The organism is Collimonas rhizosphaerae (assembly GCF_038896935.1).
Taxonomy (GTDB): Bacteria; Pseudomonadota; Gammaproteobacteria; order Burkholderiales; family Burkholderiaceae_D; genus Collimonas; species Collimonas rhizosphaerae.
Window position 1 is genome coordinate 55,905 of the sequence record NZ_JBANDC010000019.1, and the last position, 26,724, is coordinate 82,628.

The window sequence follows — 26,724 nt, forward strand, 5'->3', positions numbered from 1 at the left end:
AAGCCGGCGGCCGATGATGCTGTCGAGACGCAGCATGTCTGGTAGAAGATAGGGCATTGCGGCTCGCCGCAGCACGCTATTTGACCGCCAGACATCGGCTGACGGCCTAAGGTCAGATGACCTGCGCCGGCGCGCTGGTGGGTATGCCGGAAAAATCGGTCCAGCAGCGGCGCTGAAAATCGTAGAGTTTGCAACGGCGTGCCGTATCAAAGTACCAGCGCCAGGAAAATTTCTGAATCACTATGCGCGACGGCAGCATGGTTTCCAGAATCTGCTGTGCTTTTTGCAGGCGATAGAGCGGGATGCTCATGTCGACATGATGGGCAGTGTGCTCCATGATGTGATGCAATAAAGCACCGATGCGGTAGCGAAAGGTGAGGTGGACCGTGGTGGAGACAAATGGCTGTGCTGCCGCCCACACGGTTTTCTGCTCGTACCAGGCGACGCCGGTATGGGTATGGTGGACATACACCACAAAACCGATCATCGCGTTCCAGAACAGGAACGGCGTCACAAAGCCAGCCAGCAAGATCAACCACACCGATTGTCCGGTAGCGAGCGCGGCAGCGGCAAGCGCAGCAATCCAGGACAGTGCTGCGACCGTAACCAGCACGCCATCCCAGACGAAGACCGAGCGCCGGGTGGGCATTTTCTTCCGGCTGGGAAAATACATGCGTTGCCACCACATTTCAACCAGGTAGTACAACCAAGGTCCCCACCCGCTGCGATAGATGCGTTCCAGCCATTGGCGCCAACGCGGCAGGGCGCGGAATTCCTCCAGCGATAGCGGATGCCAGACAAAGTCGAAACCTTTCAGGTTGGTGTAGCCGTGATGCACCACGTTATGGCCGGCATCCCACAGGCTATATGGCGTCAGCGACGGCAGGAAAACCAGGCGGCCGAGCCAGCGATTGAGGCGCCGGTGCGGCGTGAAGCTTTGATGGCAGGCATCGTGGCCGAGAATGAACAGGCGGCCAATGATAAAGCCGGCGGCCATGCCCAGCAATAATTTGGCTACGGCATTGTGCAGCCAGACGGTGGCGGCAATCGCCAGCGAGAACAGGATCAAGTCGAGCAAGACTAACGCCAGCGCACGGCCGGTGCTGCGCTGTGCGACCGGCAGCAGCCATGAACGGATTACTTTACGATGTGGCATGGGAGCCGACGGCGATACCGGATCTGGTAAGCGGACGGGGATCATTTGGCAAGCCTTTGACAAAGAGATAAAATTTCGCCTGATCTTAGGCGATATAGAAAGGCCTGGTGTTGATTTCGATCAAAGACTTGCGGGTTTCTTCGTCTGTTTTTCCGTCAAGCGGGACGATATCTTTTTATGGGGGTGTCGCTTTTGTTGGCGCCCCAGGGATTTGGTACAACGATATTGAAGACTGATTCAATCGTTCCTGTTATACCGATTTGGCGCTACCTGGCAGATGGCCGTGCCGGTTCAGGTTGCAAATGGCCAGAAACGGACATTTGTTCCACATCAAATCAAGAGAAGCCAACGGATGAAAAAAATTCTTGAAAAGCTACCTGTGCTCACGCGTTTTTTGCGCATTTTTTTCGGCGTATGGGTTCTTGTGCCGGTATTCATGTCGCCTATTGCGTCCGCCGAAGTCGAATGCACGGATCGTCCTGAGTGCTGGCCGGAAGGAAGCGCTATGCACACAGGGCTTCTACTGGTTCAGCAACAGAAAGCGGTTGAGAAACGTTTGGCTAGCAAGCACGATGAGCTGATTAAGCTTGTTTCTTCTTCATCGAGCACTGGAATTCCAGCGGATGGAAGGCTGTTGGCTGCACTCAAAACCCAGCAAGCCGCGTGGCTGAAATACCGAGCCGAAGAGTGTGAGTTAATTGGTTCTCTGACTGGTGCCGGTGGTACATGGCCTTCGACCTATGCCAACAAATGCGAGCTCAACCATTCCGAGCAACGTCTTCGCCGAGTCCGCTCAGCGATTCAGTGCATCGAGAAAATTCCTTTGGAAAAGCGGCCGTTCGAACAAAACAGCTGTTTGCAGCAGCTTGCTCCGCTTACGAACAAATAGGCTTGACACGTCTTTCACCAGGCCTGCCGAGGCAAGCCGCGACAGTCTGCTTCGAAAAAAACAGGCACCCGCTAGGCAGTTGTACCTTCATCTAGCAAGGTTCCAGATGGAACACGCCGTCAAAGCCGAGTAACAGGATCATCGGTGCTTGCAAGATCAGGATAGGCGTGTTTGGGCGAGGGGGGGCGCCGTGCATCTAAACTGTCGGGAAGCATGGTATCGATACAATCGGCCAACGCTTCAACTCTCTCGCCCAGAATTCTTCCCCGTGGAGTCAAGGAATATTCCACGTGGGGCGGTACAGTCCCATAAGACTTCCGATGAACCAACCCGTGTGCTTCCAGGCGCTTCAAGGTTTGCGACAGCATTTTTTCGCTCACGCCGCCGACCATTCTGCGCAGCTCGCTGAAACGTCGCACTTCGCCCATCAGCACGATAAGCAGCAGTATGCCCCAAGGACTTGTGACGTCTTTAAGCATCTCACGGCATGGGCATTCGGTTGACGGGAGCCCCTCGCGTCGGACTTGTTCGGAAAAGGACTCAGATGCGATCAGTTTGGTTTGCGTTGCCATCTCTGCACTAACCTTTCGGTGCGTACTTACGGAAAGTAAGGTAATGCCTTATTGTAAGTGCCTTACTCAACCAAACCAAGGAATTTGTCATGATCGTTGTTACAGGAGCCACAGGGCAGCTCGGTCGTCTGGTAATTCAGAACCTTCTACGCACGGAATCCGCATCAAGCATCGTCGCTGTAGTTCGCGATCCAGCGAAGGCGGCCGATCTATCGATTCTCGGCGTTCAAGTCCGTCAGGCTGATTACACGCAGCTAGCGTCGCTTAGGACAGCGTTTGCTGGTGCGGATAAGCTACTGCTTATATCTTCGAGCGAGCTCGAGCCCGGACAGCGCGCCTCTCACCACCGCGCCGTAATTGACGCGGCGATTGATTGTGAAGTCAAGTTGATCGGATACACGAGCGTTCTACACGCCAGCACGTCTCCGTTGGGGTTGGCTGCTGACCACGTTCAAACCGAGGCGATGCTTAAAGCTTCAGCCATCCCGTTCGTTGTGTTGCGCAATGGTTGGTACACCGAAAATTACACGATTTCAATTCCAACGGCGCTGGCTCACGGTGCGCTGATGGGTAGCGCCGGCGACGGACGAATTGCTTCGGCTGCGCGGGCTGACTATGCTGCCGCAGCTGCCTTGGCGATGACGCTTCCCGATCAAGCCGGACGGGTCTACGAACTGGCGGGGGATACTGCCTATACCTTGTCGGAGTTCGCGGCCGAAATCTCGCGGCAGTCAGGCAAGGCCGTCAACTACATGAACCTGCCGCGTGCGGAATACAAAGCGGCGCTGGTGGGCTTTGGTCTGCCCGAACCAGTCGCGGATCTGCTCGCAGATTCCGACAGCGGCGCTTCGCAAGGCGGCCTTTTCGACGATAAGCGCCAGCTCAGTACATTGATCGGCCGACCAACAACGCCGATGGCTGACACGATTGCGGCGCAACTTAAGGCATAGGTAATTGTTGGCACATTGTCGCCAAGCCCATGCTTTGTCAACCAACGCGATGCGCCGCATTGCGCTGAGCTGTTGGTTGACTCAGCCTCCGTAGCGTCGAGGTTCGGCTGATGGCCAATTGATTAATTTAGCTGGCCGTGTCAACGATCAGTTGTTTATTTTTTACAGGAGGTTTCAATGGGTATTCGATTTCTCAAGATCGCGGTGATCTATCTATTCGTCGGCGCGTTACTTGGCGGTTATATGGGGGCGACCGACAATTTTGTTTTGGCTCCAGTCCATGCGCATCTCGCGTTGCTCGGCTGGGCTTCGCTCGCGCTTGCGGGGTTGATTTATCACCTTTACCCGGCTGCAGCGCTGACGCTGCTCGCGCGAATTCATTTTTGGTTGCACAACATCGGCCTGCCATTTTTCATGCTCGGTCTCGGCTTGGTGCTTACCGGTCATACAGCTGCAGTTCCTATCGTATCCATCTCTGCCGGCTGCGTCACTATTGGCCTGGCGGCGTTCACCGCAAACGTTCTGATGAACGTGAAGGCTACTGCTGGCCGACAGTAATCTGGTGGAGATCCGCATCGTCATATTTACCCCAGGAGCTGACCATGGGAAATTGCATTTTTTAATTCTAAATTAAGGAGAAATTAACAATGAAATACGGAATAGTGGGTGCCACCGGATTAACAGGGCTTGAGATTCTCAAACAGCTTCCCTCCCATGACGTTTCGGTATTTGTAAGGCAACCTGACAAATTGCCTAAAGAAATGAAGTTGGAGGTTATTCGCGGCGAAGTTTCGGATCAAGAAGCCCTGACAGCATGGGCGTCAAAACAAGAAACCGTGTTTGTTGCCTTGGGCCATCCCATGTCTTGGAATCTTGTCCGATACAATATTGGCCTCTCGCAAGACTACCCAATTAAGGGAATTTTAAAGGATTCGCTTTCGGCCGTTATGAAAGGAAAGCCAAAACGAATCATCTACATGAGTGCCTACGGCACCCATGAGACTCGATCCGATTTGCCATTTGTGGTTGGAAAAATATTTTTGCCAATATTTATTGGTGAGACTTACCGCGATCATGAAGAGGCTGAAACACTTTTAAGATCCTACTCCGAAGAATGGGTGGTAGTGCGCCCAGCTCAATTGACGAACGATGCTGCCCGCAAGCAGTACCGCACGGAAGTAAAATTAAATCCTTGGGGTACCGGAAAAATTTCGCGAGCGGACGTTGCTCATTTTATGATTCGCTCAGCTAAAGATACTTCATGGATCGGTCAAAAGGTCGGGCTATCTTATTAACTCGCTATATTTTTTATAGAGATAATTGACATGAGACTGCGCACTTCGCTGATCATTTTACTGCTCCCCCTATCCGCAGCCGCCGCCGAACCGATACAACTGGCTGTCGACATGCGCGACGTGCCACGCAAAATCATTCACGCGACACTGACCATTCCAGTGCAGCCTGGGCCTTTGACGCTGGCTTATCCGAAGTGGATGCCGAATGCGCATGAGGTGGCACCGATCGCTCAGCAGGTCGGGCTGACGATCAGCGCCAACGGCAAGCAGCTCGCTTGGCGGCGCGATCCGCTTGACCTCTACGCCTACCGCATCACGGTTCCCAACGGCGCGCACAGCATCGAAGTCAGGACCGACTTTATCACTGCGTCGGCGGGAGGCACGGCCGGAGGCTCGACCAGCGACAAGTTGGCGGTGCTGAGCTGGAACGACGTGCTGCTTTATCCTTACGCCGGCCCAGCCACGCGCGTGGACCGCATCGAAATAACGCCGTCGCTGTTGCTGCCCGCGGGATGGCGGTATGCCAGCTCACTGCATCCAGCTGACAACGCCGCCGTCGGCACTGCCGGCCTGATCGCATTCCAGACAGTGTCATTGGAACAGCTGGTCGATTCGCCTCTGATCGCAGGCCGTTATTTCCGTGAGGTGCCGCTGGCGTTGGGAATCACTCCTCCCCACTATCTCGACATGGTGGCCGACGCGCCGGAGAATCTAGAAGTCAATCAGGCCTACATCGACAAGCTGTCCGAACTGATAAACCAAAGCAGTAAAATGTTCCGCAGCCACCACTACGATGCCTTCCGCATGCTCGTCACCCTGTCGGACGAGATCGAAGGACACGCAGCTGACCATCACCAGTCGCTAGATAACCGCCGCCCCGCGCGATTTCTGACCGATGAAGGAATGATGTCGCGCTATGCTAATTTTATGCCGCATGATTTGGTCCATAGCTGGAACGGTAAATACCGTCGGCCCGACGGCATGACCACGCCGAACTTCCAAGTGCCGGTCGACAACAGCGGCTTGTGGGCCTACGAAGGACTGACCGATTATCTGGGTGCCGTGCTCACGGCCCGTGCTGGCCTGTGGAACCGTGAACAATACCTCGGCATGCTGGGCGCAAGCGCAGCCCTCTTCAGCCACCGTAGCGGACGCCAGTGGCGCGATCTGCAAGACACAGCGGTGGCGGCTATGGCTTTGTGGGACAAAGGCGGCGGCGCCTACGACAACTGGCGTCGCAACGGTTTCGAGTTTTACGGCGAGGGCGCCCTGATATGGCTGGATGTGGATGTCACAATGCGCAATCGCAGCGACGGCCGCAAATCGCTGGACGACTTCCTGGCGATGTTCAACGGTGGCGCCAATCTTGGCGCGCAAGTGAAGCCTTACTCGTTCGCCCAATTGGTCGCCGCGCTGAACAGTGTGGTGCCGAACGACTGGGCGAACTTTCTCAACGAGCGCCTACATTCGCACAGCGGTGACGGTCCGATGGGTGGCATCACCGGCAGCGGCTACCGGCTGGTGTACCGAGACCGGCCCAGCGACTGGTCCAAGTCTAACGGCACCAAGGCATTTGAATATTCGATCGGCTTGAATATCAGCGGCGCCGGTGTGGTTGGCGACGTCCTTCCTGATAGTGCTGGTGCCAAGGCGGGCTTCGTGCCTGGCATGTCGATCACCGCGGTCAATGGGCAGCCGTACAGCAACGCCGTTATGCAGGAGGCGATACGGGATGCGAAAACCAACATCGCCGCCATCGAAGTTTCGTTGCGGGCCGCGGCACCGCTGCGATTGGACTATCACGACGGCGAACGTTTTCCGGTACTGGAACGCGTGCCCGGGACTCCGGATCGCTTGTCCGAGATCCTGCAGGCGCGCTGACATGTTGGGCTAACCGATCGCTCGGCCAGCAACGTTGCTGGAACGGACGGCATATGGAATGGAGAGATAAATGAAGTTGGTCAAAGCAAAACAGGTTTATGCGATAGTCTGCGCACTATTTTTGTTGTGCAATATAGCCACTGCTGACGAAATCAATCAGGCAGGATGGCGGACCCACGTGATCGAATTAGCTAAGGCAAATTTTATACACCCAGCATGGGGATTTTCGCACAGCGTGCGTGACTATAATTTGGTCAAATCACTCGCCGAGCAAGACGAGGTAAAGCTTGACGACGACGTGCTATTCGCCTCTGCCTATCTACACGATATGGCTATGTTTCCAGGATGGGAAAAGCATGGAGTTGATCACGCCGACCAGGCAGCTGCCATTGTTGATACGGTATTGAACGGTAGCGGTTTCCCAGACGAAAAAATTGAAATGGTTCGTCTTGCGATCAGGACACATATGTATAACCGTGATCCGGCGGGTCCGGAAAGCGTCTATCTACATGATGCGGATGCACTAGACTGGCTAGGCGCGATTGGAATCATCCGAGCTTTTTCGATGATTGAGCCTAATGGAGGGCAACATGACAGTCATAACATGGTTGCGCTACTCGAAAATTACATGAAAAATGTGCCAAATCATGTAATTTCTCCGGCTGGGAAAATGCTGGCGGTCGAGCGTAACGCAGAGGCCATGAATTATCTTAAGCAATTGAATTCCGAAACTGCGAACTTGAATTCATTGTGAACCATTGGTCTTAATGAATTAGTCAGGCCGTGAAATGCGATGTCTATACCGGTATTGTGCGGAGTAAGAAGGGCGATATGGATCTACGGCAACAACTAGTTTTACCTTAATTTCTTCTAATTTGAAGGGGTAACAACGAGTGTCCGTTATGGAGAAATCCGTGTGACAGCTATGGGTCGAAATCAACCTGCTGCGGCCGGCTCGAAACGGCCAGGAGCAGCCACTGACAAATTCAGCCCAAAGCGGACATTTGGACGTCATCATCGTATGCTACGCGTTGGTTTAATAAAGATTCGTACCTCTCTATCAAACCGGGTACGCAAAGCCCGCAGGATCTGCAGGCATCAGCATTTGGCGTGTATCCAATCTACAAGGCCATGCCGATGATTGAAAAATTAATTTCCGAAAATTGATTGAAAGACCTTATGAACAAACCACTTCTCGAAATGTTGGGATTGAAAAAAAAGCCGGTTACGACTCGTTCCGGGACAGTCACACGCATCGGATTTGCCCATCCCAGCGGGGAAACGCAAGGGTACTTTGTACTGGTGCTTGAGGGTGAAAGGGAGCCGATCAAATTCCTGTTTCAGAAACCGCGCAGCGATCTTGAAACACTGGCGCTCACGATGCCCGGCGACCAGCTGACGCTGACAATCAAAGGCGAGATCGGAGACGGATGGTGCCATGTCGTGGGCGTCACAAATACCGATTTAATGGCAGCGATCGCGGTAGGAATGACGCGATAGTTTGAGCAACAGCCAGATAGTGGTCTCTACATTGGCCATGTCAATGATCGGTTTTGAAAAATTTCTATCTACGGAAATTGCGTGTCACACGGAGATCACGCTATGTTGGCATATGTTACGCGAACATCCGCTACCGGCCAAAGGAAGGCGCTCACTCCTTGTTAAATTCGTAGAAAAATCAATATCTAAATACAGAAAAAATGGACCATCAATCTCACTTTGATATGCGCCTAAAAGAGCTAGAAGAAAAGGCTACTGGAAGACTCCTTATGGCAGACGTGTTTAGTAATACAGCCTTTGACGACTTGTATTCCTATGCCTGTGAAAAAGCAGTCAAATTAAAAACGGAGTTTGTTATCCCCAGACAGTACTTGGCATCGATTTTGGATGCTGCGAATGCTATTCGTAGTCGTGCGGAGTATTTGCCGGAGGTGAGATTGCATTTGAACGTTGCTCAGAATTTCGATGTGCTTTTAGGTCTTATTGCAAAAGGCGAGGCTCCAGAGGATAGAAAACCTGGAGTGCCGAGAATACTTTGAGCTTCAGTGCATTGATTTTGGTTAGTAACGGCAGCCTAAAAGTAGAGGAAAATTGCCAAATTTGAATGGCCGGTTTGGAGAATTCGCTATGTCGCCTTTGGGTCGAATGGAGTCTATCGTGACTGGCTCAATTCGGCCATGAGCGGTCCGTGGCGCACTCCGCGAATTTGATGGTGTTATTGTAATCTGCATGGCAACTTACCCAGCATTCGACAAGTGGGTACATTGAGGCGAACTGCTACAGGAGGGAATATGTCTGAGCGCGACACCAAGCTTCACGGTTGCTGGCGGTTGGTTTCTTTTGATACTGAGCTTCAGGATTCAAAGGAACGCATTCAACCGTGGGGCGCGGATCCCAATGGCTACCTTATTTTCGACTCTGATGGGCGAATGATGGTGCTAATTACCGCAAAGGCGCGGGAGCCGGGGAATACAGATGAGAAACTGGTGGCGCTTTTCCGTACTGTGATGGCCTACACAGGACGATATCGGATAGATGGGGATAGGTTCATCACAAAGGTTGACTCATCTTGGAATGAAGCCTGGAACGGCAGTGAGCAGGAACGATCCTACAAGCTTGATGGAGACACGCTCGTCGTCTTTACGGACTGGATGCCGAATCCGTTAGTATCAGGAAATCCAATAGGAAGAGCTATTCTCAGTTTTAGGCGCGAGTAATTTTCCCTACGCTGAGTTCGCAATTAGCCGCCAGTTTGCAGGTCATCCACTCGACGGTGAGTCTGGCAGCCGGGCAGCCATCTTTGAATGACCGCATTGTGGCGGTCTCCAGGTCGGCTTTGCTTCTTTTTTTGCCCGTCGCTAGGCACGTCAATCGATCACTTTTTGGTTTTAAGCAGTTTCAAGAAATCCCAAAGCCCGTATCTCCCTTTGCCCATGATGATGGGGTTTTTGTTTCGCGGCGTATCAATCGGGGCATTAACAACCAGCGCGCTCATCGCTGTCATTTTTTCAGTTGAGTGCCAATCCAAGCCAGACTGCAATTGCCACTAGCAGCAACCCAGGAAAGACTTGCATCGCAAAGCGCCGGTTGCCGCTGGTGAAAGCTATCACGCATTTGGAAAAGGTGTTGGCGGTAAATCCGGCGAGGATTGGTCCGGTTGCGGCCTGGCTGCTGATTTTCCCGTGGGCTGCGAATGAGGCGGCCGAGGCGGCTGTCGAATGCGCATCGGCGAAGCCGCCGATAAAAGACGCCAGCAGGAGGCCTCGGTTGCCGAGCCAGGCAGATAAGGCGCCCGACAGCAGCAGGATGGCTGAAATCATCAGCGACAACAATAGCGCGTCCTTGATGTCGACCCGACTGTCCATTTGCAACCCCGCGCCCGGCTGCGAATGCACCGAACGGGCTGCCGTCAGCGCTGCGTAGGCCAGTGCGGCGGCCAGCCCGCAGGCAAGCGGCCGGGCCAGCACCAGGAACGTCGGCGGGTGCGTCACGCACAGCACGAGAGCCAGTTGCAGCACCGTCGCTACCGTCGACAGCACCGCCCCGGTGGCAGCGGCATCGGCCTGGGCTGGGGTCTGGACGGCGCGCGCTCCCATTGCGCCGATGGTAGCGATGCTCGATACGAAACCGGAAAGCAGGCCGGTCAGCGCCAGCCCCAAGCGAGGACCGAGCAAGCGCTGAGCGATGTGCCCGAGCGCCCCGATGAGCAGCATCAATACGATGAAACGCCAGATTGCGTGCGGATTGAGCACGTCGTAGGGATCGATGGTGCGATCCGGCAGCAGCGGCCATAACACAAAGACAGCGGCGCCAAGGATCAGTGCGTTGTTCCACTCCTTCTGGCGCATTGCGATGCTGACGAAATGGTGCAGGCGGCCGCGTGCCGCCAGCACGATCGCCGCCGATACGCCAAGCGCCGCCGCCAGCGAGACTGCACGGATCGCCAAGGCGCCCAGCAGCAGCGTCAGGATCAATGCGGTTTCCGTGGTCAGGCCGGGATCGTCTTGCGCTTGCTTGACATAGGCAGCGGCGAAGAGGGCGGTCACCGACAGGACCACGGCGGCAAGCAACAGGACGCTGTCGAGCAGCATGCTGGCTGCGCCCAGCAAGGCGACCACCGTAAAGGTACGAATGCCGGCAGGACTGCGCGCCGGCCCGCTGCCTTTATGGCGTTCGCGCTCGGCGCCGATCAGCAAGCCGATGCCGGCGGCGACCGCTAGTGCTTCTGCCAGGTCGGCTGTCATTGTTGTCCGTTCGATGCCGTTCCTGCTTCAGGACTTGACGATCAATACCGGACGGTCGGCGATGCGCACGTAATGCTCGGCAACGCTGCCCAGCATAAGCCGTTGCATGCCTTGCAATCCGTGCGATCCCATCACGACAGCGCTGGCGTTCCAGCGCTTGCCAACTTCCCTGATGAGGTCGGCAACGCGCTTGTCGCGTGTCTCCAGGTCTACTATCTGGACATCGCCTCGGATGCCAAAGGTGTCGAACACATCCAGGGCAGCCTTCCTGACGTTTGCCGCCTGGTCCGCCGCTGCCTGCAGCATCGGTTCGCGCTGGAAATACACGACGCCGAGCAGGGGGAAGGCAAGAAACGGGTCGACATTGACATACAGCGCGCGAATCTCGCCACCGTGCTCCTTGGCCAGTGCGCTAGCCTGGCGCAAAGCGCTTTGCGCAAGTTCGCTGCCGTCTACCGCTACCAGGATGCGCTTGAGCACGCCGGTTTGCTCCGGCGCTGCGGGAGGCTCATGGCCAAGCCTTCCAGCCGCTTGCTCAGTCGGGTGGACCAACAGCACCGGGCGCTCTGAAATACGTACGAAATGTTCAGCCACGCTGCCCATCAACATGCGCCGTACGCCGCGCCGGCCATGGGTGCCGAGCACTGTCAGGTCGGCGCCCCATGTTTCGCCTTCCGCCTTGAGGGCGCCTGGAATGTCGCCGCCCAGCTCACGCAAGTCGGGCAGGCTGGTTTGCACCGCATAGCCTTGCGCATGCAAGGCCGCTTCCGCTTGGGCCAGCAATTTTTTTCCTTCAGCCATGTTTACTTCGCGCAGCAGCTCGATATAGGTGAAGTCTTCATTGATCATCGGATAGATGGTCAGGGGATCTTCCAGCACATGCACGATGCGCACGGCGGCGCCGGGCATTGCGAAACTGGCAATCTTTGCCATTGCCTGATCGGAAGCCTGGCTGCCGTCGATAGCGAGCAGGATTTTCTTGTATATGGCCATGATGTGTCTCAAAAAGAGAAGCGTGGACAATGGCCGGATCCGCGCATCCTCGGATCCATGGCGTCAGCGCAGTCCGGCCGGCAGTCTCGACATGGACGATCCGGTGCTGATGCAAGCCCATGCCTTGAAAATCATTGTATGTCGTGGCGGTAAGCCGGCAAGCGCAATTGAAGCAATGATTGACATAGATCAAACACATCGTCGCCGGCTGGCGCGGCGGCCGCTTGCCGGATTCCGTCGCCTCCTTGATCCGGCGAGCCTTGGCGCCGCAGTCCTGCTGCCTGCGCTCAGTTCTTGAACGGCAGCATGCGCCGCAATGTCGTATCGCGGACCACGTAGTGATGAAACGGCCCGGCCGCAGCATGCAAGCCAATGAGAAAGTAGCCAATGGTGGCGCAGGTTTCATGCACGTCTTTTATTTGCGACGCCAGTTCCTTGTCCTGGCTGAGCAGCGCGGGCAGGTGCAGGCCGAAAAAGGGAATCGGCTTGCCGGCAGCGCTCAGCGTCAGCCAGCCGAGGATGGGCATGCCTACCATCAAAGCGTACAGCGCTACATGCATGGCGCTGGCAAACCACATTTGCCAGCGTGGCGGCGGCGGCTGGATCGGCGGCGTGGCGCTGGAGAATCGCACTACCAGGCGTAACGCGACGATGGCCAGGACTGTCAGGCCAAGCATGTAATGCCAGGTCATCATGCCGTTGCGGCCATCGCTGCCTTTAGGGAAAATGCCGCGCAGCTCCATCGTTGCATAGACCGCGATGAGCAGCAGCAAAGTCAGCCAATGGATTCCTATGGCGAGCGAACTATATTTGGCGGAGTCGTTGTTGTGCTTTACGTGCATGGCAGGGGTTCTCCATTTCGGCTGGAAGTTTGTTGTTCGGCATACCCTGGAAAACGGCAGGATCTGCCGCTTCCCCCTGAACCTTATAGCAGTCCGGAATTAGGATCAACTTAGATGCGCAGGCGAGGCTGCGCTCCATGCGCGGTAGCGTTATCGCGGGTACTTTAAATAAAATTCAACAGCCGCGGATTGATCTATATCAAAGTACTTGCCGTTGGCGCCATGTATATTGCTCCGAACAGATATGGTTGACATCGTGCGTCGACCCATCCAATCGCCGGAGCCCGCACATGTCAATTTCAGGAAAAACGTCTCCCACGTGTAATGCGGTCAATCATGATGCTTCTTTGCTTCCAGGGCTGAATGAGAGGAGGGCAAGCTATAAGTCTTGCCAAAAGACACGCAGGCACCCAGAAGATTTCACTTCTGAACGATATTGGCAAACGTTTTCCGCCCGGAGCACGGGGCAGGCATGAACCTCCTGCCGATTTTCCTGATAGGGCTGCTAGGGAGCGTCCATTGCATTGGCATGTGCGGCGGCATCGTCAGCGCCTTGTCGGTGGCCGCGAAGCCACCGGCGCGTGTAATCCGGTTGCGGCTGGCGACCGACGGCATTGTCCAGGAGTCCTCAAGGCAAACCTATTTCATGCAGTTGCCGCGCGTGCTCGCCTACAACAGCGGCAGGCTGTTCAGCTACGCGATTGCAGGAGCCATGGCCGGCGGCATGGCCCAAGGCGTGCGTGTCATGGCGTCGCTGTCGTCGCTGCAGATAGGCGCCTATTGGCTGGCCAACCTGATATTGATAGCGCTGGGCCTGCACCTGATGGGGGCCTGGCGTGGCTTGAGCTGGCTGGAAGCGCTCGGGCAGGTTGCCTGGCGGCGTTTGCAGCCGGCCATCAGGTTGTTGCTGCCGATGGACAGTCCGGCCAAGGCGTTGATGCTGGGCGCTTTGTGGGGCTGGCTGCCATGCGGCATGGTCTACAGCGTACTGCTGACAGCAATGCTAAGCGGCGATGCGATATCCGGCACGACGGTGATGCTGGCGTTCGGGTTGGGAACCTTGCCTATGCTATTGATGCTCGGCATGCTGGGAATGCGCCTGAAAACCTGGCTGCTCGATCAGCGGGTCCGTATCGCCGGCGGCTTTATTGTGTTGCTGTTCGGATTGGCGGGCATTTTCCGGCTGGCCAACGGACTGTCGCTGGGCTGGCTTGATGCGCTCTGTCTCGGCGCGGCGGGAGCATGGCGTTGACTACCGCCTCGATCGGCCTGGCGCCGACCTCTGCGCCCTCGTCGAAAGCTGCTCCCGAGCCAGCCTCCGGCAACTGCTTTCATTGCGGCCTGCCGTTGCCGCCATCTGCAACAGGACCGCGCTGGTCCGTCATGATCGGACAGCTGCCGCGCGCGATGTGCTGCCCGGGCTGCGCAGCGGTTGCACAAACCATTGCCGACAGCGGCTACTCCGATTATTACGTCTCTCGCACGACTTTTTCCAATCGTATCGATGGCGATGGGCTGGTTCCGCCGGAACTGCAGCTGTATGACGACGAAGACGGTTATTCGCAATTCGCCACCGTGCTTGAGGATCCTGCCGGCCCGGCTGCCGGCCTGCTGGAAGCGACCCTGGCGCTGGAAGGGATTCGTTGCGCGGCCTGTGTCTGGCTGATTGAGCAACGGCTGGCGCGCTTGCCGGGGCTGCAGCTGGCCAGCCTGAATGTGGCCAGCGAGCGCCTGCATGTGCGCTGGGACAAGACGCAATGCAAGCCCAGCGATATCCTGCATGCGCTGCACGAGATTGGCTACAGCGCCTACCCGTTCGATGCGGCCAGGCAAGGAGAGCAGCTGCGCAAATCCGGCAAGCGCCTGTTCCGCCAGACGTTCATCGCCGGGCTGTGCATGATGCAAGTCATGATGTACGCGGCTCCCGCCTATTTCGCCGCGGCAGGCAGCATCGACCATGCGCAGCTCCAGCTGATGCGTTGGGCCAGCCTGCTGCTGACCTTGCCGGTGCTGTGTTACTCGGCGCTGCCTTTCCTGCATGGCGCCTGGATCGGCATCAAGTCGCGCCATTTCGGCATGGACCTGCCGGTAGCGATTGGCGTGGCGGCAGCGTTTGCCGGCAGCGCAGCGGCGACCGTGCGCGGTTCCGGCGAAGTCTATTTCGACACCGTCGCCATGTTCGTTTTCCTCCTGTTGTGCAGCCGTTACCTGGAGCTGACGGCGCGGCGCAAGGCGGCCTCGACGCTGGAGCGCCTGCAGCAGGCATTGCCTGGTTCCGCTACCCGCCTGCTTGACTACCCGCGCGCGATGGACGGCGAAGTGGTTGCCGCCGCAAGATTGGCCAAAGGCGACCTGATCCTGGTCAAGCCGGGCGAAGTGATCGCTGCCGATGGCGTTTTGCTGAGCGGCAGCAGCAGGATTGACGTTTCCTTGCTGAGCGGCGAGAGCAAGCCTCTGCCTTGTGCTGCCGGCGACGCCTTGCCCGGCGGCGCGGTCAATTGCGGGCAGGCCATGGTGCTGCGGATAAGCCGGGTAGCGCGCGAAAGCACCTTGTCAGCGCTGCTCAAGCTGGCAGAGCGGGCGGTCCAGTGCAAGCCGCGCATGGCGCAATGGGCCGACCAGGTCGCCGGCTGGTTTGTGGCGGCCCTGCTGTTGTGCGCATTGCTGGCGTTTTGCGCCTGGCAATGGCTGGACCCGGCGCGTGCGTGGCCGATCGCAATCGCGGTGCTGGTGGTGTCCTGTCCTTGTGCCTTGTCCCTGGCGACACCGTCGGCGCTGGCGGCGGCCACCGACAGGCTGCTGCGCAGCGGCATAGTGATCGTGCAGCCGCATGTGCTGGAAACACTGCACCGGGCGACCTACATCATTTTCGATAAAACCGGCACGCTCACCGTGGGCAAGCCGGTGCTGAAAAATATTGCAGTACTGGGCGGCAGCGCCAGCGAGCGATGCCTGCAGATAGCTGCGGCAATGGAAATGTCCAGCGCCCATCCTCTGGGGGCGGCCATCGTTGATGCCAGCCGCGGCATGTCGGCACTAGCGGCCGCATTGCGCGTCGAGGCAGTCAGCCAGGTGGCGGGAGAGGGTGTGCAGGCGGAGTTCGACGGCGTCCTGTATCGACTCGGTTCAGCGTCGTTCGTGGCAGGACTGGCCGGTACCGCGACGCCCGCCGCAACGCCCAGCGATGCGACGGCGACGCCAGTGTTTCTTGGCCGGGACGGCGAATGGCTGGCGCGTTTCGACCTGGCCGACGCGATACGGGAAGACGCCCGCCAGACCGTCGCCTATTTCCAGCGCCAAGGCAAGCAGGCGATATTGCTGAGCGGCGACGACAGCCATGTGGCGCAGCATGTAGCGCGTGAATTGCATATCGATGACGCTTACGGCGCGCATTTGCCGGCGCAGAAGCTGGCATTCGTGCAAGCCTTGCAGCGGCGCGGCGAGATCGTCGCCATGATAGGCGACGGCGTGAACGATGCCGCCGTACTGGCTGCCGCCGACGTTTCCTTTGCCATGGGAGCGGGCGCCGCGCTGGCCCAGGTCCATGCCGATGCGGTGCTGCTGTCGGATCGATTATCGACGTTGGCAGATACCGCCAGGCTCGGCGCGAGAACCATGCACGTGATCCGGCAGAACCTGGCCTGGGCGTCAGTCTACAATCTGCTGGCTATCCCGGCGGCTGCGCTGGGCTTGCTCAATCCCTGGCTGTCGGCGGCAGGCATGTCGTTCAGTTCCGCCCTGGTGGTGCTCAACGCGTTGCGGTTGCGTAACAAGATATAGGGGCATGGATATGGAAGCGCTTTATCTGCTCATCCCGATCAGCACCGTGCTGGTGTTCCTGGCGATCTGGGTGTTCATCCGGGCTTCCGACAGCGGCCAGTTCGACGACATGGTCGGTCCCGCGATGAGGATCCTGCTGGACGACGACCGTCCCGGGCCGCCAGAAAAGGCCGTTTCCGATTCGCCGCCCGACAACGGCGCCGCGAAATAATCTCCATCAATGCAGCGCTATTTGATTCATATCAAAGAACAACTTCCTGCAGCCATTTAACCTCGCTCCATTGCAGTGGCATCTTGGGGAGAGAGGAACGTGGGAAAAGCGCTTAGCTACAACTATAAGGTCGTCAAGCAGTTTTCGATTGCAACGATCGTGTGGGGAGTGGTCGGCATGCTGGTCGGCCTGCTGATCGCCGCACAGCTGGCATGGCCTGCAATGAATTTCGATATTCCCTGGCTGAGCTTCGGCCGGCTGCGGCCCTTGCATACCAACGCGGTGATCTTCGCGTTCGGCGGCAGCGCGCTGATGGCAACTTCCTACTATGTGGTGCAACGGACTTGCCAGGTGCGCCTGTTCTCGGATGGCTTGGCCGCATTCTCCTTTTGGGGCTGGCAGCTGGTGATCGTGCTGGCGGCGATAACCCTGCCGATGGGCTACACCCGCGGCAAGGAATATGCCGAACTGGAATGGCCGATCGCTATCCTGCTGGCCGTGGTCTGGGTGGCGTATGCCGTGGTGTTTTTCGGTACGCTGGCCAAGCGCAAGGTGGCGCATATCTATGTGGCCAACTGGTTCTACGGCGCTTTCATCATCGCCGTAGCGCTTTTGCACATTGTCAACGGCATGGCGATGCCGGCTACCTTGACCAAGTCCTACTCTGCCTATAGCGGCGTGCAGGATGCGATGATCCAGTGGTGGTACGGCCACAATGCCGTGGGGTTTTTCCTGACCGCGGGTTTCCTCGGCATGATGTATTACTTCATCCCCAAGCAGGCCGAGCGTCCGGTGTATTCCTATCGGCTGTCGATCGTGCATTTCTGGGCGCTGATCTTCACCTACATGTGGGCAGGCCCGCATCATCTGCATTACACCGCATTGCCGGACTGGACCCAGTCGCTGGGCATGGTGTTTTCGCTGATCCTGCTGGCGCCGTCCTGGGGCGGCATGATCAACGGCATGATGACCTTGTCGGGCGCCTGGCACAAGCTGCGCACCGATCCCATCTTGAAATTCCTGGTGGTGTCGCTGTCGTTCTACGGCATGGCGACCTTTGAAGGGCCGATGATGGCGATCAAGACCGTCAATGCCTTGTCGCACTACACCGACTGGGGCATCGCCCATGTCCATTCCGGCGCCCTGGGCTGGGTCGGCTTCATCACGATGGGTTCGATGTATTACCTGATTCCGCGCCTGGTAGGCAAGCAGCAGATGTGGAGCGTGAAAATGATCGAACTGCATTTCTGGATGGCCACCATCGGCATCGTCCTGTATATCGCTGCAATGTGGATTGCCGGCGTGATGCAGGGTTTGATGTGGCGCGCGGTGAATCCCGATGGCACGCTGACTTACGCCTTCGTTGAGGTGGTCAAGGCTACTTATCCCTATTACGTGATTCGCTTCTTTGGCGGCCTGCTGTACCTGGGCGGCATGCTGCTGATGGCTTTCAACGTATTCAAGACCATGCGCTACAGCTTCCCGGTGGATACGCGCATTGCCGTGCCGCGCATTCATCCCGTGGCGCCGCTGGCGCCTGCGGCCACGGCGGTGGCTGAGGCGGCGGAGGTCCTATGAAACGGCTGATCCATTCTGAACCTGGGGCACTGGCATGAAATTTTCACATGAATCGATAGAAAAAAATCACTGGCTGTTGATCGGGCTGGTGATCCTGGTTGTCAGCGTCGGCGGCCTGGCAGAAATCGTGCCTCTGTTTTTCCAGAAGTCGACTACCCAGCCGATTACCGGCCTGCGGCCGTATTCGCCGTTGAGGCTGGCGGGGCGCGACATTTACATACGTGAAGGCTGCTACAACTGCCATTCCCAGATGATCCGGCCATTCCGGGCCGAAACCGAACGCTATGGCCACTATTCGGTGGCCGGCGAATCGGTCTACGACCGGCCGTTCCAATGGGGATCGAAGCGCACCGGCCCGGACCTGGCGCGCGTCGGCGGCCGCTATAGCGACGAATGGCACCGCGCCCACCTGCGCAATCCGCGCGACCTGGTGCCGGAGTCGAACATGCCGGGCTATCCGTGGCTGGAATCGACGCGCCTGGTTCCTGACGATATCGTGCCGCACCTGCGCGCGCTGCAGCGCCTTGGCGATCCTTACACCGATGCCGAGATCGCCGCCGCGCCCGCGGCGTTGCAAGACAAGACAGAGCAAGATGCGCTGATTGCCTATCTGCAGGGATTGGGCATACAAATCAAGGCGGAGAGATAATCATGGCCATCCAAAAAATACTGATCGATGCGCACAGCATCATTACCGTGATCAGCTTTGTCACGTTCATCGGCATTGTCTGGTGGAGCTACGTTCGGCGGCGTCCCGACGATTTCGACGAGGCGGCGCTATTGCCTTTCGCCGACGACCAGGAGCAATTCGCCAAGGTGAAGGCGGAACTCGATGCCAGGGAGCGTCGCCATGGCTGATTTTACCGATGGATTCTGGAGTCCCTATATCACCATATTGACGATACTGAGCATCTTCGGCTGCGGCGTGCTGCTGTGGATGCAGGGCAGCCGCAGGGTCACGCTTGAAGCGGGGCAGGATCCCGCCGACAATACCACCGGCCATGTCTGGGACGACGACCTGGGGGAATTGAACAATCCCTTGCCGCGCTGGTGGATGTGGCTGTTCTACGTGACCATCGTCTTTTCCCTGGCTTACCTGGTGCTGTATCCCGGCCTCGGCAGCTTCGCCGGCCAGCTTGGCTGGAAATCCAGCGGCGCCTATCAGGACGAGTTGAAGAAAGCCGATGCCGACTACGGTCCCATGTTCAGCAAATACCTGCATCAGGACTTGAAAACCGTCGCCGCCGATCCGCAGGCCCATGCGATCGGTGAACGCCTGTTCCTGACTTACTGTGCGCAATGCCACGGCTCCGATGCACGCGGCAATAAAGGCTTTCCCAACCTGACCGACCAGGATTGGCTGCATGGCGGCGCGCCGGAAACCATCAAGGCCACCATCATGGAGGGGCGCCGTGGCGTGATGCCGCCCATGGGCGAAGCATTGGGGGGCGACAAAGATGTCGAGAACGTCGCACATTATGTGCTGAGCCTGTCCGGCTCGACCCACGATCCGATCAAGGCGATTTTCGGCAAGCCGAAGTTTGCCGCCTGCATGGGCTGCCATGGACCCGGCGGCATCGGCAACCAGGCCATCGGCGCGCCTAACCTGAGCGACAAGATCTGGCTGTACGGCGGCAGCGCCGACACCATCATGGAAACCATCCGCAAGGGACGCGACAACACCATGCCGTCGTTCAAGGACTTCCTCGGCGAACCGAAGGTGCATGTACTCGCCGCTTATGTGTGGAGCTTGTCGAACCATCCCGGTAGCGTAGCCGCACTTGATCGCCCGGCTGCTGCCTCGCAATGACCATACACCCGGTAGCCAGCCATGAGCACGCGTGATTCTTCTCCCAAGACTGCCGTTGTCAGGATGTACCAGGCGCGGCAGCAGATATATCCGCGCGATGTGGGCGGGCGTTACGCCACGCTGCGCTGGTTATGCGTATGGCTGACGCAGCTGGTTTTTTATGGCATGCCGTGGCTAAGGTGGAATGGCCGCCAGGCAGTGCTGTTCGACCTGGCCGCGCGCAAATTCTATTTGTTCGGCGTTGTGCTGTGGCCGCAGGATTTTATCTATCTTGCGGTGCTGCTGATTGTCTGCGCGTTCTCGCTGTTCCTGTTTACAGCCATCGCCGGCCGCGTCTGGTGCGGCTACGCTTGCCCGCAAACGGTATACACCAAGATATTCCTGTGGATAGAAAGCCGGATAGAAGGACCGCGCAGCGCGCGCATGCGGCTCGACCGGCAGGGGTGGTCGCCCGACAAGCTGTTGCGCAAAAGCGGCAAGCACCTGGCCTGGGTCGCCGTGGCGTTGTGGACCGGCTTTACATTCGTCGGCTATTTCACGCCTGTCCGCGATCTTGCGCGTGAAGCAAGCGTGCTCAGCCTGGGATCGTGGGAATGGTTCTGGGTCATGTTCTATGGCTTCGCAACCTATGGCAATGCGGGCTGGATGCGAGAACAGGTGTGCAAATACATGTGTCCTTATGCACGCTTCCAGAGCGCCATGTTCGATCGCGATTCCTTGATCGTTACCTACGATGCGGCGCGCGGCGAGCCGCGCACCAGCCGCTACCGGAAAACACCGGAACCGGCGTCTTCGCCCTGCATCGATTGCAGCATGTGCGTGCAGGTTTGTCCGACCGGGATCGACATCCGGGCCGGCCTGCAATACATGTGCATCGGTTGCGCAGCCTGTGTCGATGCCTGCAATATGGTGATGGACCGGATCGGTGCGCAGCGTGGATTGATCCGTTATTCAACGGAACATGCGATGGCGGAGAATTTACCGGCGGCTGCCATCCTGCGCCGGGTTTTTCGCCCGCGCGTGCTGATTTACAGCTCGGCGCTGCTGGTGATCGCGGCAATTTTCCTTGGCTCGCTGATACTCAGGGTTCCGCTCAAGATAGATGTGATTCGGGACCGTGGCTCCATGGGTCGGGAAGTCGAAGAAGGCATGGTTGAGAATGTCTATCGGCTGCAGGCGATCAATACCGACGAATTGCCGCATCGTTACAAGATCAGCGTGACTGGCATCGATGGCATCGCGCTTTCCGGCGATAGCGAGGTGACGCTCGCCGCCACTGAGACGCGCCTGGTTCCTGTGCGGGTAAGAGTGCCGCACGGGCAGGGCAGGCCCGGCTCCAACAGCATTTCTTTCAGGCTGCAGGGGCTCGATGGCGCGAGGTCGCAGGTGAATGAAAAGGCCGTGTTTTACATACCTGGATGAAACGGCCAGGAACCCGCATGGATTACACAAGACGAACGGGATAACGATGAAAAACCAAGCACATTTGATGACCAGGCTATCTACTGTCTCCGCACCGTGGTACGCCCAGCGCTGGCCGTGGCTGCTGATGCTGGGTCCGCTGGTGGTGGTGGCGGCGGCCAGTTATACCAGCTGGCTGGCATTTTCCCGGCAAGATGCGCTGGTGGAAGATGACTACTACAAGGAGGGCAATGCGATCAACCAGGATCTGCGGCGCGATGAGGAAGCAATACGGCGCGGCATCGCCGGGAACCTGCGCTATGACGCGAAAAGCGGCGTAATGAGCGGGGTCTTGCGCCATGCCGGCGGCCAGGCCGCAGCCTCGGACATGGCGCCTGAAGCGATGCCTGGCTTGCAGTTGCGCCTTATTCATTCGACCTTGCCCGGTAAAGATATCACCCTGTTTGTGCGGCCGGATGTCAACGGTAATTTCTCGGTGCGTTTGCCGCAACTGGAAAAGGCGCGCTGGCGGATCCTGATTGAAGACGCGCATCGCGATTGGCGCTTGCATGCCAACTGGTCCTGGCCGCAACAGGCTAGCGTCGACCTGGATCCGGTTGCAATGAAACCGGCGGACGATTGACGATGTAGCGCTATCGCTGACGTGGTTGACGTAGATAAAACACGGCGGCGACTGTTCCAGTCTGCGGACGGGGAAATTCGAGCGCGTTTTTGATCCAGCGCAAGTTGTTTCCAGAGATCTGCGTCAATATTCACAAAACAACATGATTGCCCTCTTGGTTTTGGCGAGGGCTAAAGCGCCATGAAAAATCCGACACCGGTTTGGCAACAAAAAGTCTTGATGCCAGCCGCGCTGCTGTTGTCGATTCCTGCTTTTTACCTGATCTTGGCAGGAATGGGGCCGCTTTACCGCAGCCTCGGCAGCGGGCTTTATGTGGTCGTCGCGGCATTGGTTGGCGCCGACCTGCTGCGACGGGACAAGATGAAGGGCCTGCGCGGAGGTGCGGTGCTGCTGGACGGAGTGATTTTTGTCGGCGCAGTCCTCAGCGTTTGGCCAGGCAATCCTCCCTGGCCCATGCTTGAATGGGTCTTGCGGATGGGCTATTGCGCCATCGTCTTCTTCCGCTTGCTGATGTTGTCGGGAAAGTATGTCGTGTCGTGCCGCCTGCTGCACGTAGTTGCATTCGCCGTCGCCGTGCTTGCCGTGGCAGGCGCCGGGTTCCTGTGGCTGGAGCCGCGGGTCCATACCTACGCCGACGGTGTCTGGCTGGCTTTCATTACCGGGGCAACAGTCGGGTATGGCGACCTGGTTCCCTCGACACCGGCGTCCAGGATTTTTGCTGCTTTCATTGTATTGCTGGGTTACGCCTTATTTTCAGTGGTCACAGCCAACATATCCGCCATGCTGGTGGGTGAGGACGAACAGCGCCTGGAGCGCGAACTCCATGCCGATATGCGCATGCTGCGCAAGGAGATTTCGTTATTGCACAAAGAGTTGAAGTCTCCGCGTGCTGAAAGCCGCGGCAACGATCCAGAGAACGCCGGCAAGAAATTGAAACACGTTTGAACCGGCAGAAAGAAAACCACAATGAAAATCCAATATTTGAAGGCCTTTGCCCCTGATCCGCGCAATACGATCCTGTTTGCCGGCTACCAGATCGGGCAGCCGTACCTGACCATCCATGCCGAGTCGCCGAGGGAGCTGGCCTATGCGCGTGCGTATGCCGAGGCCCAGGAAAACTTGATTTCGTTACAGGAGGTTTGATGAGACCCGTACTTTTCTCGATGCCAGGCAACGACGGCTTTGCCTCGCAGCTGCGCAGTATGTTAACTGCCGAAATTGGCGACATGCAGATGCATCATTTTCCGGACAAAGAGTCCTGTCCGCGCTTCATGACCGCCGTCGATAGGCGCCATGTGGTGCTGGCATGTGCGCTGGACCGGCCTGACGGCAAGATCATGGAACTGTATCTGGCCGCCAGCGTTGCCCGCGAACTGGGCGCCCGCAGCGTCGGCCTGGTCATCCCCTACCTGCCTTACATGCGGCAAGATGCGCGCTTCATGGAGCAGGAGGGCGTGACCGCCGGTCATTTCGCGCGCCTGATCTCCAGTTGCTGCGACTGGCTGGTGACGGTCGATCCGCATCTGCACCGGTATCGCGACCTGGCCGAAATCTATACGGTTCCAAGCCGCGTTGTGCATGCGGCACCTGAGCTGGCAAAGTGGATTGTCGCCAACGTGGCGCTGCCGGTGATCATCGGCCCGGACGCGGAAAGCGAACAATGGGTAGCCGCGGTGGCAGCCGCGGCGGGGTGCCCGCATACGGTATTGCACAAGAAGCGGCGCGGCGACAGCGAGGTCGAAGTATCCATTCCCGATGTGGCGGAGTGGAGCGGCCGCACGCCGGTCCTGGTCGACGATATCGTCTCCACTGCGCGCACCATGGTTGCGGCGGTCAAGCAGGTCAAGGCCGCAGGCATGGCGCCGCCGGTATGCATCGCCGTCCATCCCCTGTTTGCGGGAGACGGCTATATCGCATTGCAGGTAGCCGGCGTCGAGCGTATCGTCAGCTGCAATACGATCGCCCATTCGAGCAACCGGATTGACATGGCAAAGCCGGTTGCGGCTGCCGTCGCGGATTTGCTGGGTGAACGCGGCTAGCCCGGGAGGATACGCGTGAGCGCAAGAAACCTGCAGTATTTTTTCGAGCCGCAGTCGATTGCCGTTATCGGCGCTTCTGAAAAGCCGAAGAGCATAGGGACATGCGTGTTGCGGCATATAGTGCGGGGAGGTTTCAAGGGGCAAATCTTTCCGGTCAATCCCAAGTATGACCTGCTGGACGGCATCAAGACCTTTCGCAAACTGGATCAATTGCCGGCAGCGCCTGAGCTGGCCGTCATCTGTACTCCGGCGGCCACGGTGCCCAGGATCATCGGCCAGCTGGGCACCCTGGGCAGCAAGGCGGTTATCGTGATGGGCGAGGCGGCCGTCAGCGACGGCGGCTTGCTGCAAGCCGCCTTGCAGGCGGCGCGTCCGTATTTGCTGCGCATGATCGGCCCAGGTTCAGCCGGCATCATGGCGCCGGCAGTCGCGCTTAACGCCAGCCTGGTTGCCGGCGGAGCGCTGCCAGGACGGATAGCATTGCTGGCAGAATCCGGCGCGCTGGCTTGCGGCATGGCCGACTGGGCAAGTTCGCAGGGTATTGGCTTCTCCAAGGTGGTTGCGCTGGGCGGCAGCGCCGATGTCGACGTCGGCGACATGCTCGATTTCCTGGCCGGCGATGCCGGCACGCAGGCGATATTGCTGTGCGTCGAGCATATCCCGCATGCACGCAAGTTCATGTCGGCCGCCCGCGCCGCCGCCCGCAACAGGCCGGTCTTGGTGCTCAGGAGCGGCCTGTACGGCGCCGTCCCGGATGCGATCTTCGACGCCGCGGTGCGCCGGGCTGGCATGCTGCGCGTCTTTTCTACCGAAGACCTGTTCAGCGCGGTCGAAACCCTGTCGCGGATCCGTCCGCTCGACGGCCGCCGGCTGCTGGTGATTGGCAATGGTCGAGGACCGGGTTTGATGGCTTGCGACGCCCTGGTGCGCAGCGGCGGCAAGCCAGCGATGTTATCGGGCGAGACGGTGGGGAAACTTAAGCTGCTCCTGCCGGCAGCGGGAAGCAACGCTGTTCCTGTCGCGCTGCCGGCCAATGCGTCTGCGCTGCTGTACGGACAGGTGATGGAAGCCGTATCGGCCGAGCGCGGCGCGGACGCCTTGCTTGTCATCCATGCGCCGAGCGCACTGGAGTCCTGCACGGAGATCGCCAATGCCATCGCTTCCGTACGAACGAAAAGTGAACGCAACATTCTTTCTTGCTGGCTGGGCGGCGCTTCGCTGGATCCGGCCCGGCAGATTTGCGCGGCGGCCGGCATTCCCGCCTATGCGACGCCGGATTCAGCGGTATGCGGCTTCATGCAAATGGTGGATTTCCGGCGCAACCAGAATCTGCTGATGCAGGTGCCGCCGTCGGCATCGGCCGGTTTCATCGTGGACCGGGTGGCCGCGAACGGGATTGTCGAGGTTGCCTTGCGTGACAGCCGGCAGCATTTGTCGGCGGCCGACACCGGCACGCTGCTAGCCGCTTACGGCATCGCGGTAAAGGAGGCGCCTCAGGCGAGCGACGCTCTGCCTGAGGCCACCGCACTGACAATCGGCCTTGCCATCGATCCTGTATTCGGCCCGGCTGTCGTCCTCAGGCAGAGCGGGAAAGATGGCCGGACGGAGACAAGCGCAGGCTTGCCGCCCCTGAACCTGGTGCTGGCGCGTGACATGGCCGCGCATGGCGGCGTGGCGGGATTGGCTGACGACGGGCTGCAACAATCCGCCCCCGGTGCGGACCAGATTTGCCAGGTCCTGCTCAAGGTCTCGCGCTTGCTGACCGATATTCCCGAACTGGCCGAGCTTGAAATCGGCTTTCCGTCGCCAGGCGGCCAAGAAATGGCCGGCATGTACGCGCATGCCAGGGTGCAGCCGAGCGAGGCCGGCAGCGGCCTGCAGCGGCTGGCGATCTGCCCCTATCCGGATGACCTGGAAGAAATCGTTTGCTGGCAGGGCGCGCCGCTGCTGCTGCGGCCGATCCGGCCGGAAGACGGCGAGGCGCATGTGGCGTTCTTCAACGCCCTTGATCCGGAGGATGTGCGTTACCGCATGTTCGTCGGCATGCGCGCCTTGCAGCCGTCGCAGCTGGCGCGTTTCACGCAGATCGACTACGACCGTGAAATGGCGTTCATTGCGACCAGGCCAAGCGGCGACGGTAGCGCCGAGACGCTCGGCGTAGCCAGGGTGGTGGCGGATCCGGACAATATCCAGGCGGAGTTTTCAGTGATCGTGCGTTCTGACCTGAAAGCACTGGGGCTTGGCCAGGTGCTGATGACAAAATTGATTGCGTATTGCCGCAGCCATGGCACCCGCGAGATGATCGGCGAAGCGCTGCCGCACAATGTCCGCATCCTGCATCTGGTAAAGAAGCTTGGCTTCGAGGTGAAACCGCTGGAGCGCAGCAACACCATGTGGCTGCGCCTGGATCTTCGGCCCGGGTTGCAGCGCTGATAGCGCG

Annotated in this window: 28 protein-coding genes; 23 read left to right on the forward strand and 5 right to left on the reverse strand. The window is 58.4% G+C overall.

The window, feature by feature from the left end; translation table 11 throughout:
- Positions 1 to 112 precede the first annotated feature (112 nt).
- Positions 113 to 1,201: a fatty acid desaturase gene (locus V8G57_RS21675; RefSeq protein ID WP_342831156.1), complete on the reverse strand. Its 1,089-nt coding sequence runs from the start codon at positions 1,199 to 1,201 to the stop codon at positions 113 to 115.
- A 307-nt stretch (positions 1,202 to 1,508) separates the two neighbouring features.
- On the opposite strand from V8G57_RS21675, the gene V8G57_RS21680 reads away from it, so the two are divergent.
- The gene (locus V8G57_RS21680; RefSeq protein ID WP_342831157.1) at positions 1,509 to 2,045 is read left to right on the forward strand and encodes a lysozyme inhibitor LprI family protein; all 537 of its coding nucleotides are present in this window, start codon (positions 1,509 to 1,511) and stop codon (positions 2,043 to 2,045) included.
- Between the two features lie 119 nt (positions 2,046 to 2,164).
- Here V8G57_RS21680 and V8G57_RS21685 read toward each other — a convergent pair whose 3' ends face one another.
- Entirely contained in the window at positions 2,165 to 2,617 is a 453-nt protein-coding gene (locus tag V8G57_RS21685) for a winged helix-turn-helix transcriptional regulator (RefSeq protein WP_342831158.1), read from the reverse strand.
- 89 nt (positions 2,618 to 2,706) lie between these two features.
- Between V8G57_RS21685 and V8G57_RS21690 the strand changes: the two genes are divergently transcribed.
- The 8 genes from V8G57_RS21690 (at position 2,707) to V8G57_RS21725 (ending at position 9,460) form a co-directional block, all read left to right on the forward strand.
- Entirely contained in the window at positions 2,707 to 3,567 is an 861-nt protein-coding gene (locus V8G57_RS21690) for an SDR family oxidoreductase (RefSeq protein WP_342831159.1), read from the forward strand.
- 177 nt (positions 3,568 to 3,744) lie between these two features.
- Positions 3,745 to 4,125 (forward strand): hypothetical protein, encoded by a 381-nt coding sequence (locus V8G57_RS21695; protein ID WP_342831160.1) that lies wholly within the window; start codon positions 3,745 to 3,747, stop codon positions 4,123 to 4,125.
- An 89-nt stretch (positions 4,126 to 4,214) separates the two neighbouring features.
- Positions 4,215 to 4,862, forward strand: a complete 648-nt coding sequence (locus V8G57_RS21700; protein WP_092399962.1) for an NAD(P)-dependent oxidoreductase — start codon at positions 4,215 to 4,217, stop codon at positions 4,860 to 4,862.
- Positions 4,863 to 4,892: 30 nt separating this feature from the next.
- Positions 4,893 to 6,743, forward strand: a complete 1,851-nt coding sequence (locus V8G57_RS21705) for a M61 family metallopeptidase (protein ID WP_342831161.1) — start codon at positions 4,893 to 4,895, stop codon at positions 6,741 to 6,743.
- Positions 6,744 to 6,813: 70 nt separating this feature from the next.
- Positions 6,814 to 7,497 carry an HD domain-containing protein gene (locus V8G57_RS21710; protein ID WP_342831162.1) on the forward strand — a complete coding sequence of 228 codons (684 nt, stop codon included), beginning with the start codon at positions 6,814 to 6,816 and terminating at the stop codon, positions 7,495 to 7,497.
- A gap of 425 nt (positions 7,498 to 7,922) precedes the next feature.
- Positions 7,923 to 8,243, forward strand: coding sequence for a hypothetical protein (locus tag V8G57_RS21715; protein WP_092399956.1), 321 nt, complete (start codon positions 7,923 to 7,925; stop codon positions 8,241 to 8,243).
- Positions 8,244 to 8,443: 200 nt separating this feature from the next.
- Positions 8,444 to 8,782 carry a hypothetical protein gene (locus V8G57_RS21720; protein ID WP_092399954.1) on the forward strand — a complete coding sequence of 113 codons (339 nt, stop codon included), beginning with the start codon at positions 8,444 to 8,446 and terminating at the stop codon, positions 8,780 to 8,782.
- Between the two features lie 252 nt (positions 8,783 to 9,034).
- On the forward strand, positions 9,035 to 9,460 hold the full coding sequence (locus V8G57_RS21725; protein ID WP_342831163.1) for a lipocalin-like domain-containing protein: 426 nt from the start codon (positions 9,035 to 9,037) through the stop codon (positions 9,458 to 9,460).
- Between the two features lie 291 nt (positions 9,461 to 9,751).
- Here the strand turns inward: V8G57_RS21725 and V8G57_RS21730 are convergent, their stop codons facing one another.
- Together V8G57_RS21730 and V8G57_RS21735 are read right to left on the reverse strand one after the other, a co-directional pair.
- The gene (locus V8G57_RS21730) at positions 9,752 to 10,987 is read right to left on the reverse strand and encodes an MgtC/SapB family protein (RefSeq protein ID WP_342831164.1); all 1,236 of its coding nucleotides are present in this window, start codon (positions 10,985 to 10,987) and stop codon (positions 9,752 to 9,754) included.
- Positions 10,988 to 11,014: 27 nt separating this feature from the next.
- A complete protein-coding gene (locus V8G57_RS21735; protein ID WP_342831165.1) occupies positions 11,015 to 11,980 on the reverse strand; it encodes a universal stress protein in 966 nt (321 codons plus the stop codon).
- Between V8G57_RS21735 and V8G57_RS21740 the strand changes: the two genes are divergently transcribed.
- The gene (locus tag V8G57_RS21740) at positions 11,967 to 12,278 is read left to right on the forward strand and encodes a hypothetical protein (protein WP_342831166.1); all 312 of its coding nucleotides are present in this window, start codon (positions 11,967 to 11,969) and stop codon (positions 12,276 to 12,278) included. The genes V8G57_RS21735 and V8G57_RS21740 overlap by 14 nt on opposite strands.
- Here V8G57_RS21740 and V8G57_RS21745 read toward each other — a convergent pair.
- Positions 12,268 to 12,822 (reverse strand): cytochrome b, encoded by a 555-nt coding sequence (locus V8G57_RS21745; protein WP_342831167.1) that lies wholly within the window; start codon positions 12,820 to 12,822, stop codon positions 12,268 to 12,270. The genes V8G57_RS21740 and V8G57_RS21745 overlap by 11 nt on opposite strands.
- A 472-nt stretch (positions 12,823 to 13,294) precedes the next feature.
- On the opposite strand from V8G57_RS21745, the gene V8G57_RS21750 reads away from it, so the two are divergent.
- From V8G57_RS21750 to V8G57_RS21810, 13 genes are all read left to right on the forward strand, one after another.
- A complete protein-coding gene (locus tag V8G57_RS21750; RefSeq protein ID WP_342831168.1) occupies positions 13,295 to 14,074 on the forward strand; it encodes a sulfite exporter TauE/SafE family protein in 780 nt (259 codons plus the stop codon).
- Entirely contained in the window at positions 14,065 to 16,602 is a 2,538-nt protein-coding gene (locus tag V8G57_RS21755) for a heavy metal translocating P-type ATPase (RefSeq protein ID WP_342831169.1), read from the forward strand. Before V8G57_RS21750 ends, V8G57_RS21755 begins: the two co-directional genes overlap by 10 nt.
- A gap of 10 nt (positions 16,603 to 16,612) precedes the next feature.
- Entirely contained in the window at positions 16,613 to 16,813 is a 201-nt protein-coding gene (gene ccoS, locus V8G57_RS21760) for a cbb3-type cytochrome oxidase assembly protein CcoS (protein ID WP_092399988.1), read from the forward strand.
- Positions 16,814 to 16,912: 99 nt separating this feature from the next.
- On the forward strand, positions 16,913 to 18,391 hold the full coding sequence (gene ccoN / locus V8G57_RS21765; protein WP_342831170.1) for a cytochrome-c oxidase, cbb3-type subunit I: 1,479 nt from the start codon (positions 16,913 to 16,915) through the stop codon (positions 18,389 to 18,391).
- 34 nt (positions 18,392 to 18,425) lie between these two features.
- Positions 18,426 to 19,040: a cytochrome-c oxidase, cbb3-type subunit II gene (gene ccoO, locus V8G57_RS21770; RefSeq protein WP_342831171.1), complete on the forward strand. Its 615-nt coding sequence runs from the start codon at positions 18,426 to 18,428 to the stop codon at positions 19,038 to 19,040.
- 2 nt (positions 19,041 to 19,042) lie between these two features.
- The gene (locus V8G57_RS21775; RefSeq protein ID WP_342831172.1) at positions 19,043 to 19,249 is read left to right on the forward strand and encodes a cbb3-type cytochrome oxidase subunit 3; all 207 of its coding nucleotides are present in this window, start codon (positions 19,043 to 19,045) and stop codon (positions 19,247 to 19,249) included.
- Positions 19,242 to 20,201 (forward strand): cytochrome-c oxidase, cbb3-type subunit III, encoded by a 960-nt coding sequence (gene ccoP / locus V8G57_RS21780; protein ID WP_342831173.1) that lies wholly within the window; start codon positions 19,242 to 19,244, stop codon positions 20,199 to 20,201. Before V8G57_RS21775 ends, ccoP begins: the two co-directional genes overlap by 8 nt.
- A 21-nt stretch (positions 20,202 to 20,222) precedes the next feature.
- On the forward strand, positions 20,223 to 21,623 hold the full coding sequence (ccoG, locus tag V8G57_RS21785; protein WP_342831174.1) for a cytochrome c oxidase accessory protein CcoG: 1,401 nt from the start codon (positions 20,223 to 20,225) through the stop codon (positions 21,621 to 21,623).
- A gap of 67 nt (positions 21,624 to 21,690) precedes the next feature.
- Positions 21,691 to 22,245, forward strand: a complete 555-nt coding sequence (locus V8G57_RS21790; RefSeq protein WP_342831175.1) for a FixH family protein — start codon at positions 21,691 to 21,693, stop codon at positions 22,243 to 22,245.
- A gap of 180 nt (positions 22,246 to 22,425) precedes the next feature.
- The gene (locus V8G57_RS21795; RefSeq protein WP_342831176.1) at positions 22,426 to 23,190 is read left to right on the forward strand and encodes a potassium channel family protein; all 765 of its coding nucleotides are present in this window, start codon (positions 22,426 to 22,428) and stop codon (positions 23,188 to 23,190) included.
- A gap of 21 nt (positions 23,191 to 23,211) precedes the next feature.
- The gene (locus V8G57_RS21800; RefSeq protein ID WP_342831177.1) at positions 23,212 to 23,388 is read left to right on the forward strand and encodes a hypothetical protein; all 177 of its coding nucleotides are present in this window, start codon (positions 23,212 to 23,214) and stop codon (positions 23,386 to 23,388) included.
- Entirely contained in the window at positions 23,388 to 24,284 is an 897-nt protein-coding gene (locus V8G57_RS21805; RefSeq protein WP_342831178.1) for a ribose-phosphate pyrophosphokinase, read from the forward strand. Before V8G57_RS21800 ends, V8G57_RS21805 begins: the two co-directional genes overlap by 1 nt.
- A 15-nt stretch (positions 24,285 to 24,299) precedes the next feature.
- Positions 24,300 to 26,717 (forward strand): bifunctional acetate--CoA ligase family protein/GNAT family N-acetyltransferase, encoded by a 2,418-nt coding sequence (locus tag V8G57_RS21810; protein WP_342831179.1) that lies wholly within the window; start codon positions 24,300 to 24,302, stop codon positions 26,715 to 26,717.
- Positions 26,718 to 26,724 lie beyond the last annotated feature (7 nt).

Coding starts and splice junctions, on each gene's coding strand:
- V8G57_RS21675 (WP_342831156.1), bottom strand. CDS start 1,201: ATGATCCCCGTCCGCTTACCAGATCCGGTATCGCCGTCGGCTCCCATG.
- V8G57_RS21680 (WP_342831157.1), top strand. CDS start 1,509: ATGAAAAAAATTCTTGAAAAGCTACCTGTGCTCACGCGTTTTTTGCGC.
- V8G57_RS21685 (WP_342831158.1), bottom strand. CDS start 2,617: ATGGCAACGCAAACCAAACTGATCGCATCTGAGTCCTTTTCCGAACAA.
- V8G57_RS21690 (WP_342831159.1), top strand. CDS start 2,707: ATGATCGTTGTTACAGGAGCCACAGGGCAGCTCGGTCGTCTGGTAATT.
- V8G57_RS21695 (WP_342831160.1), top strand. CDS start 3,745: ATGGGTATTCGATTTCTCAAGATCGCGGTGATCTATCTATTCGTCGGC.
- V8G57_RS21700 (WP_092399962.1), top strand. CDS start 4,215: ATGAAATACGGAATAGTGGGTGCCACCGGATTAACAGGGCTTGAGATT.
- V8G57_RS21705 (WP_342831161.1), top strand. CDS start 4,893: ATGAGACTGCGCACTTCGCTGATCATTTTACTGCTCCCCCTATCCGCA.
- V8G57_RS21710 (WP_342831162.1), top strand. CDS start 6,814: ATGAAGTTGGTCAAAGCAAAACAGGTTTATGCGATAGTCTGCGCACTA.
- V8G57_RS21715 (WP_092399956.1), top strand. CDS start 7,923: ATGAACAAACCACTTCTCGAAATGTTGGGATTGAAAAAAAAGCCGGTT.
- V8G57_RS21720 (WP_092399954.1), top strand. CDS start 8,444: ATGGACCATCAATCTCACTTTGATATGCGCCTAAAAGAGCTAGAAGAA.
- V8G57_RS21725 (WP_342831163.1), top strand. CDS start 9,035: ATGTCTGAGCGCGACACCAAGCTTCACGGTTGCTGGCGGTTGGTTTCT.
- V8G57_RS21730 (WP_342831164.1), bottom strand. CDS start 10,987: ATGACAGCCGACCTGGCAGAAGCACTAGCGGTCGCCGCCGGCATCGGC.
- V8G57_RS21735 (WP_342831165.1), bottom strand. CDS start 11,980: ATGGCCATATACAAGAAAATCCTGCTCGCTATCGACGGCAGCCAGGCT.
- V8G57_RS21745 (WP_342831167.1), bottom strand. CDS start 12,822: ATGCACGTAAAGCACAACAACGACTCCGCCAAATATAGTTCGCTCGCC.
- V8G57_RS21750 (WP_342831168.1), top strand. CDS start 13,295: ATGAACCTCCTGCCGATTTTCCTGATAGGGCTGCTAGGGAGCGTCCAT.
- V8G57_RS21755 (WP_342831169.1), top strand. CDS start 14,065: ATGGCGTTGACTACCGCCTCGATCGGCCTGGCGCCGACCTCTGCGCCC.
- ccoS (WP_092399988.1), top strand. CDS start 16,613: ATGGAAGCGCTTTATCTGCTCATCCCGATCAGCACCGTGCTGGTGTTC.
- ccoO (WP_342831171.1), top strand. CDS start 18,426: ATGAAATTTTCACATGAATCGATAGAAAAAAATCACTGGCTGTTGATC.
- V8G57_RS21775 (WP_342831172.1), top strand. CDS start 19,043: ATGGCCATCCAAAAAATACTGATCGATGCGCACAGCATCATTACCGTG.
- ccoP (WP_342831173.1), top strand. CDS start 19,242: ATGGCTGATTTTACCGATGGATTCTGGAGTCCCTATATCACCATATTG.
- ccoG (WP_342831174.1), top strand. CDS start 20,223: ATGAGCACGCGTGATTCTTCTCCCAAGACTGCCGTTGTCAGGATGTAC.
- V8G57_RS21790 (WP_342831175.1), top strand. CDS start 21,691: ATGACCAGGCTATCTACTGTCTCCGCACCGTGGTACGCCCAGCGCTGG.
- V8G57_RS21795 (WP_342831176.1), top strand. CDS start 22,426: ATGAAAAATCCGACACCGGTTTGGCAACAAAAAGTCTTGATGCCAGCC.
- V8G57_RS21800 (WP_342831177.1), top strand. CDS start 23,212: ATGAAAATCCAATATTTGAAGGCCTTTGCCCCTGATCCGCGCAATACG.
- V8G57_RS21805 (WP_342831178.1), top strand. CDS start 23,388: ATGAGACCCGTACTTTTCTCGATGCCAGGCAACGACGGCTTTGCCTCG.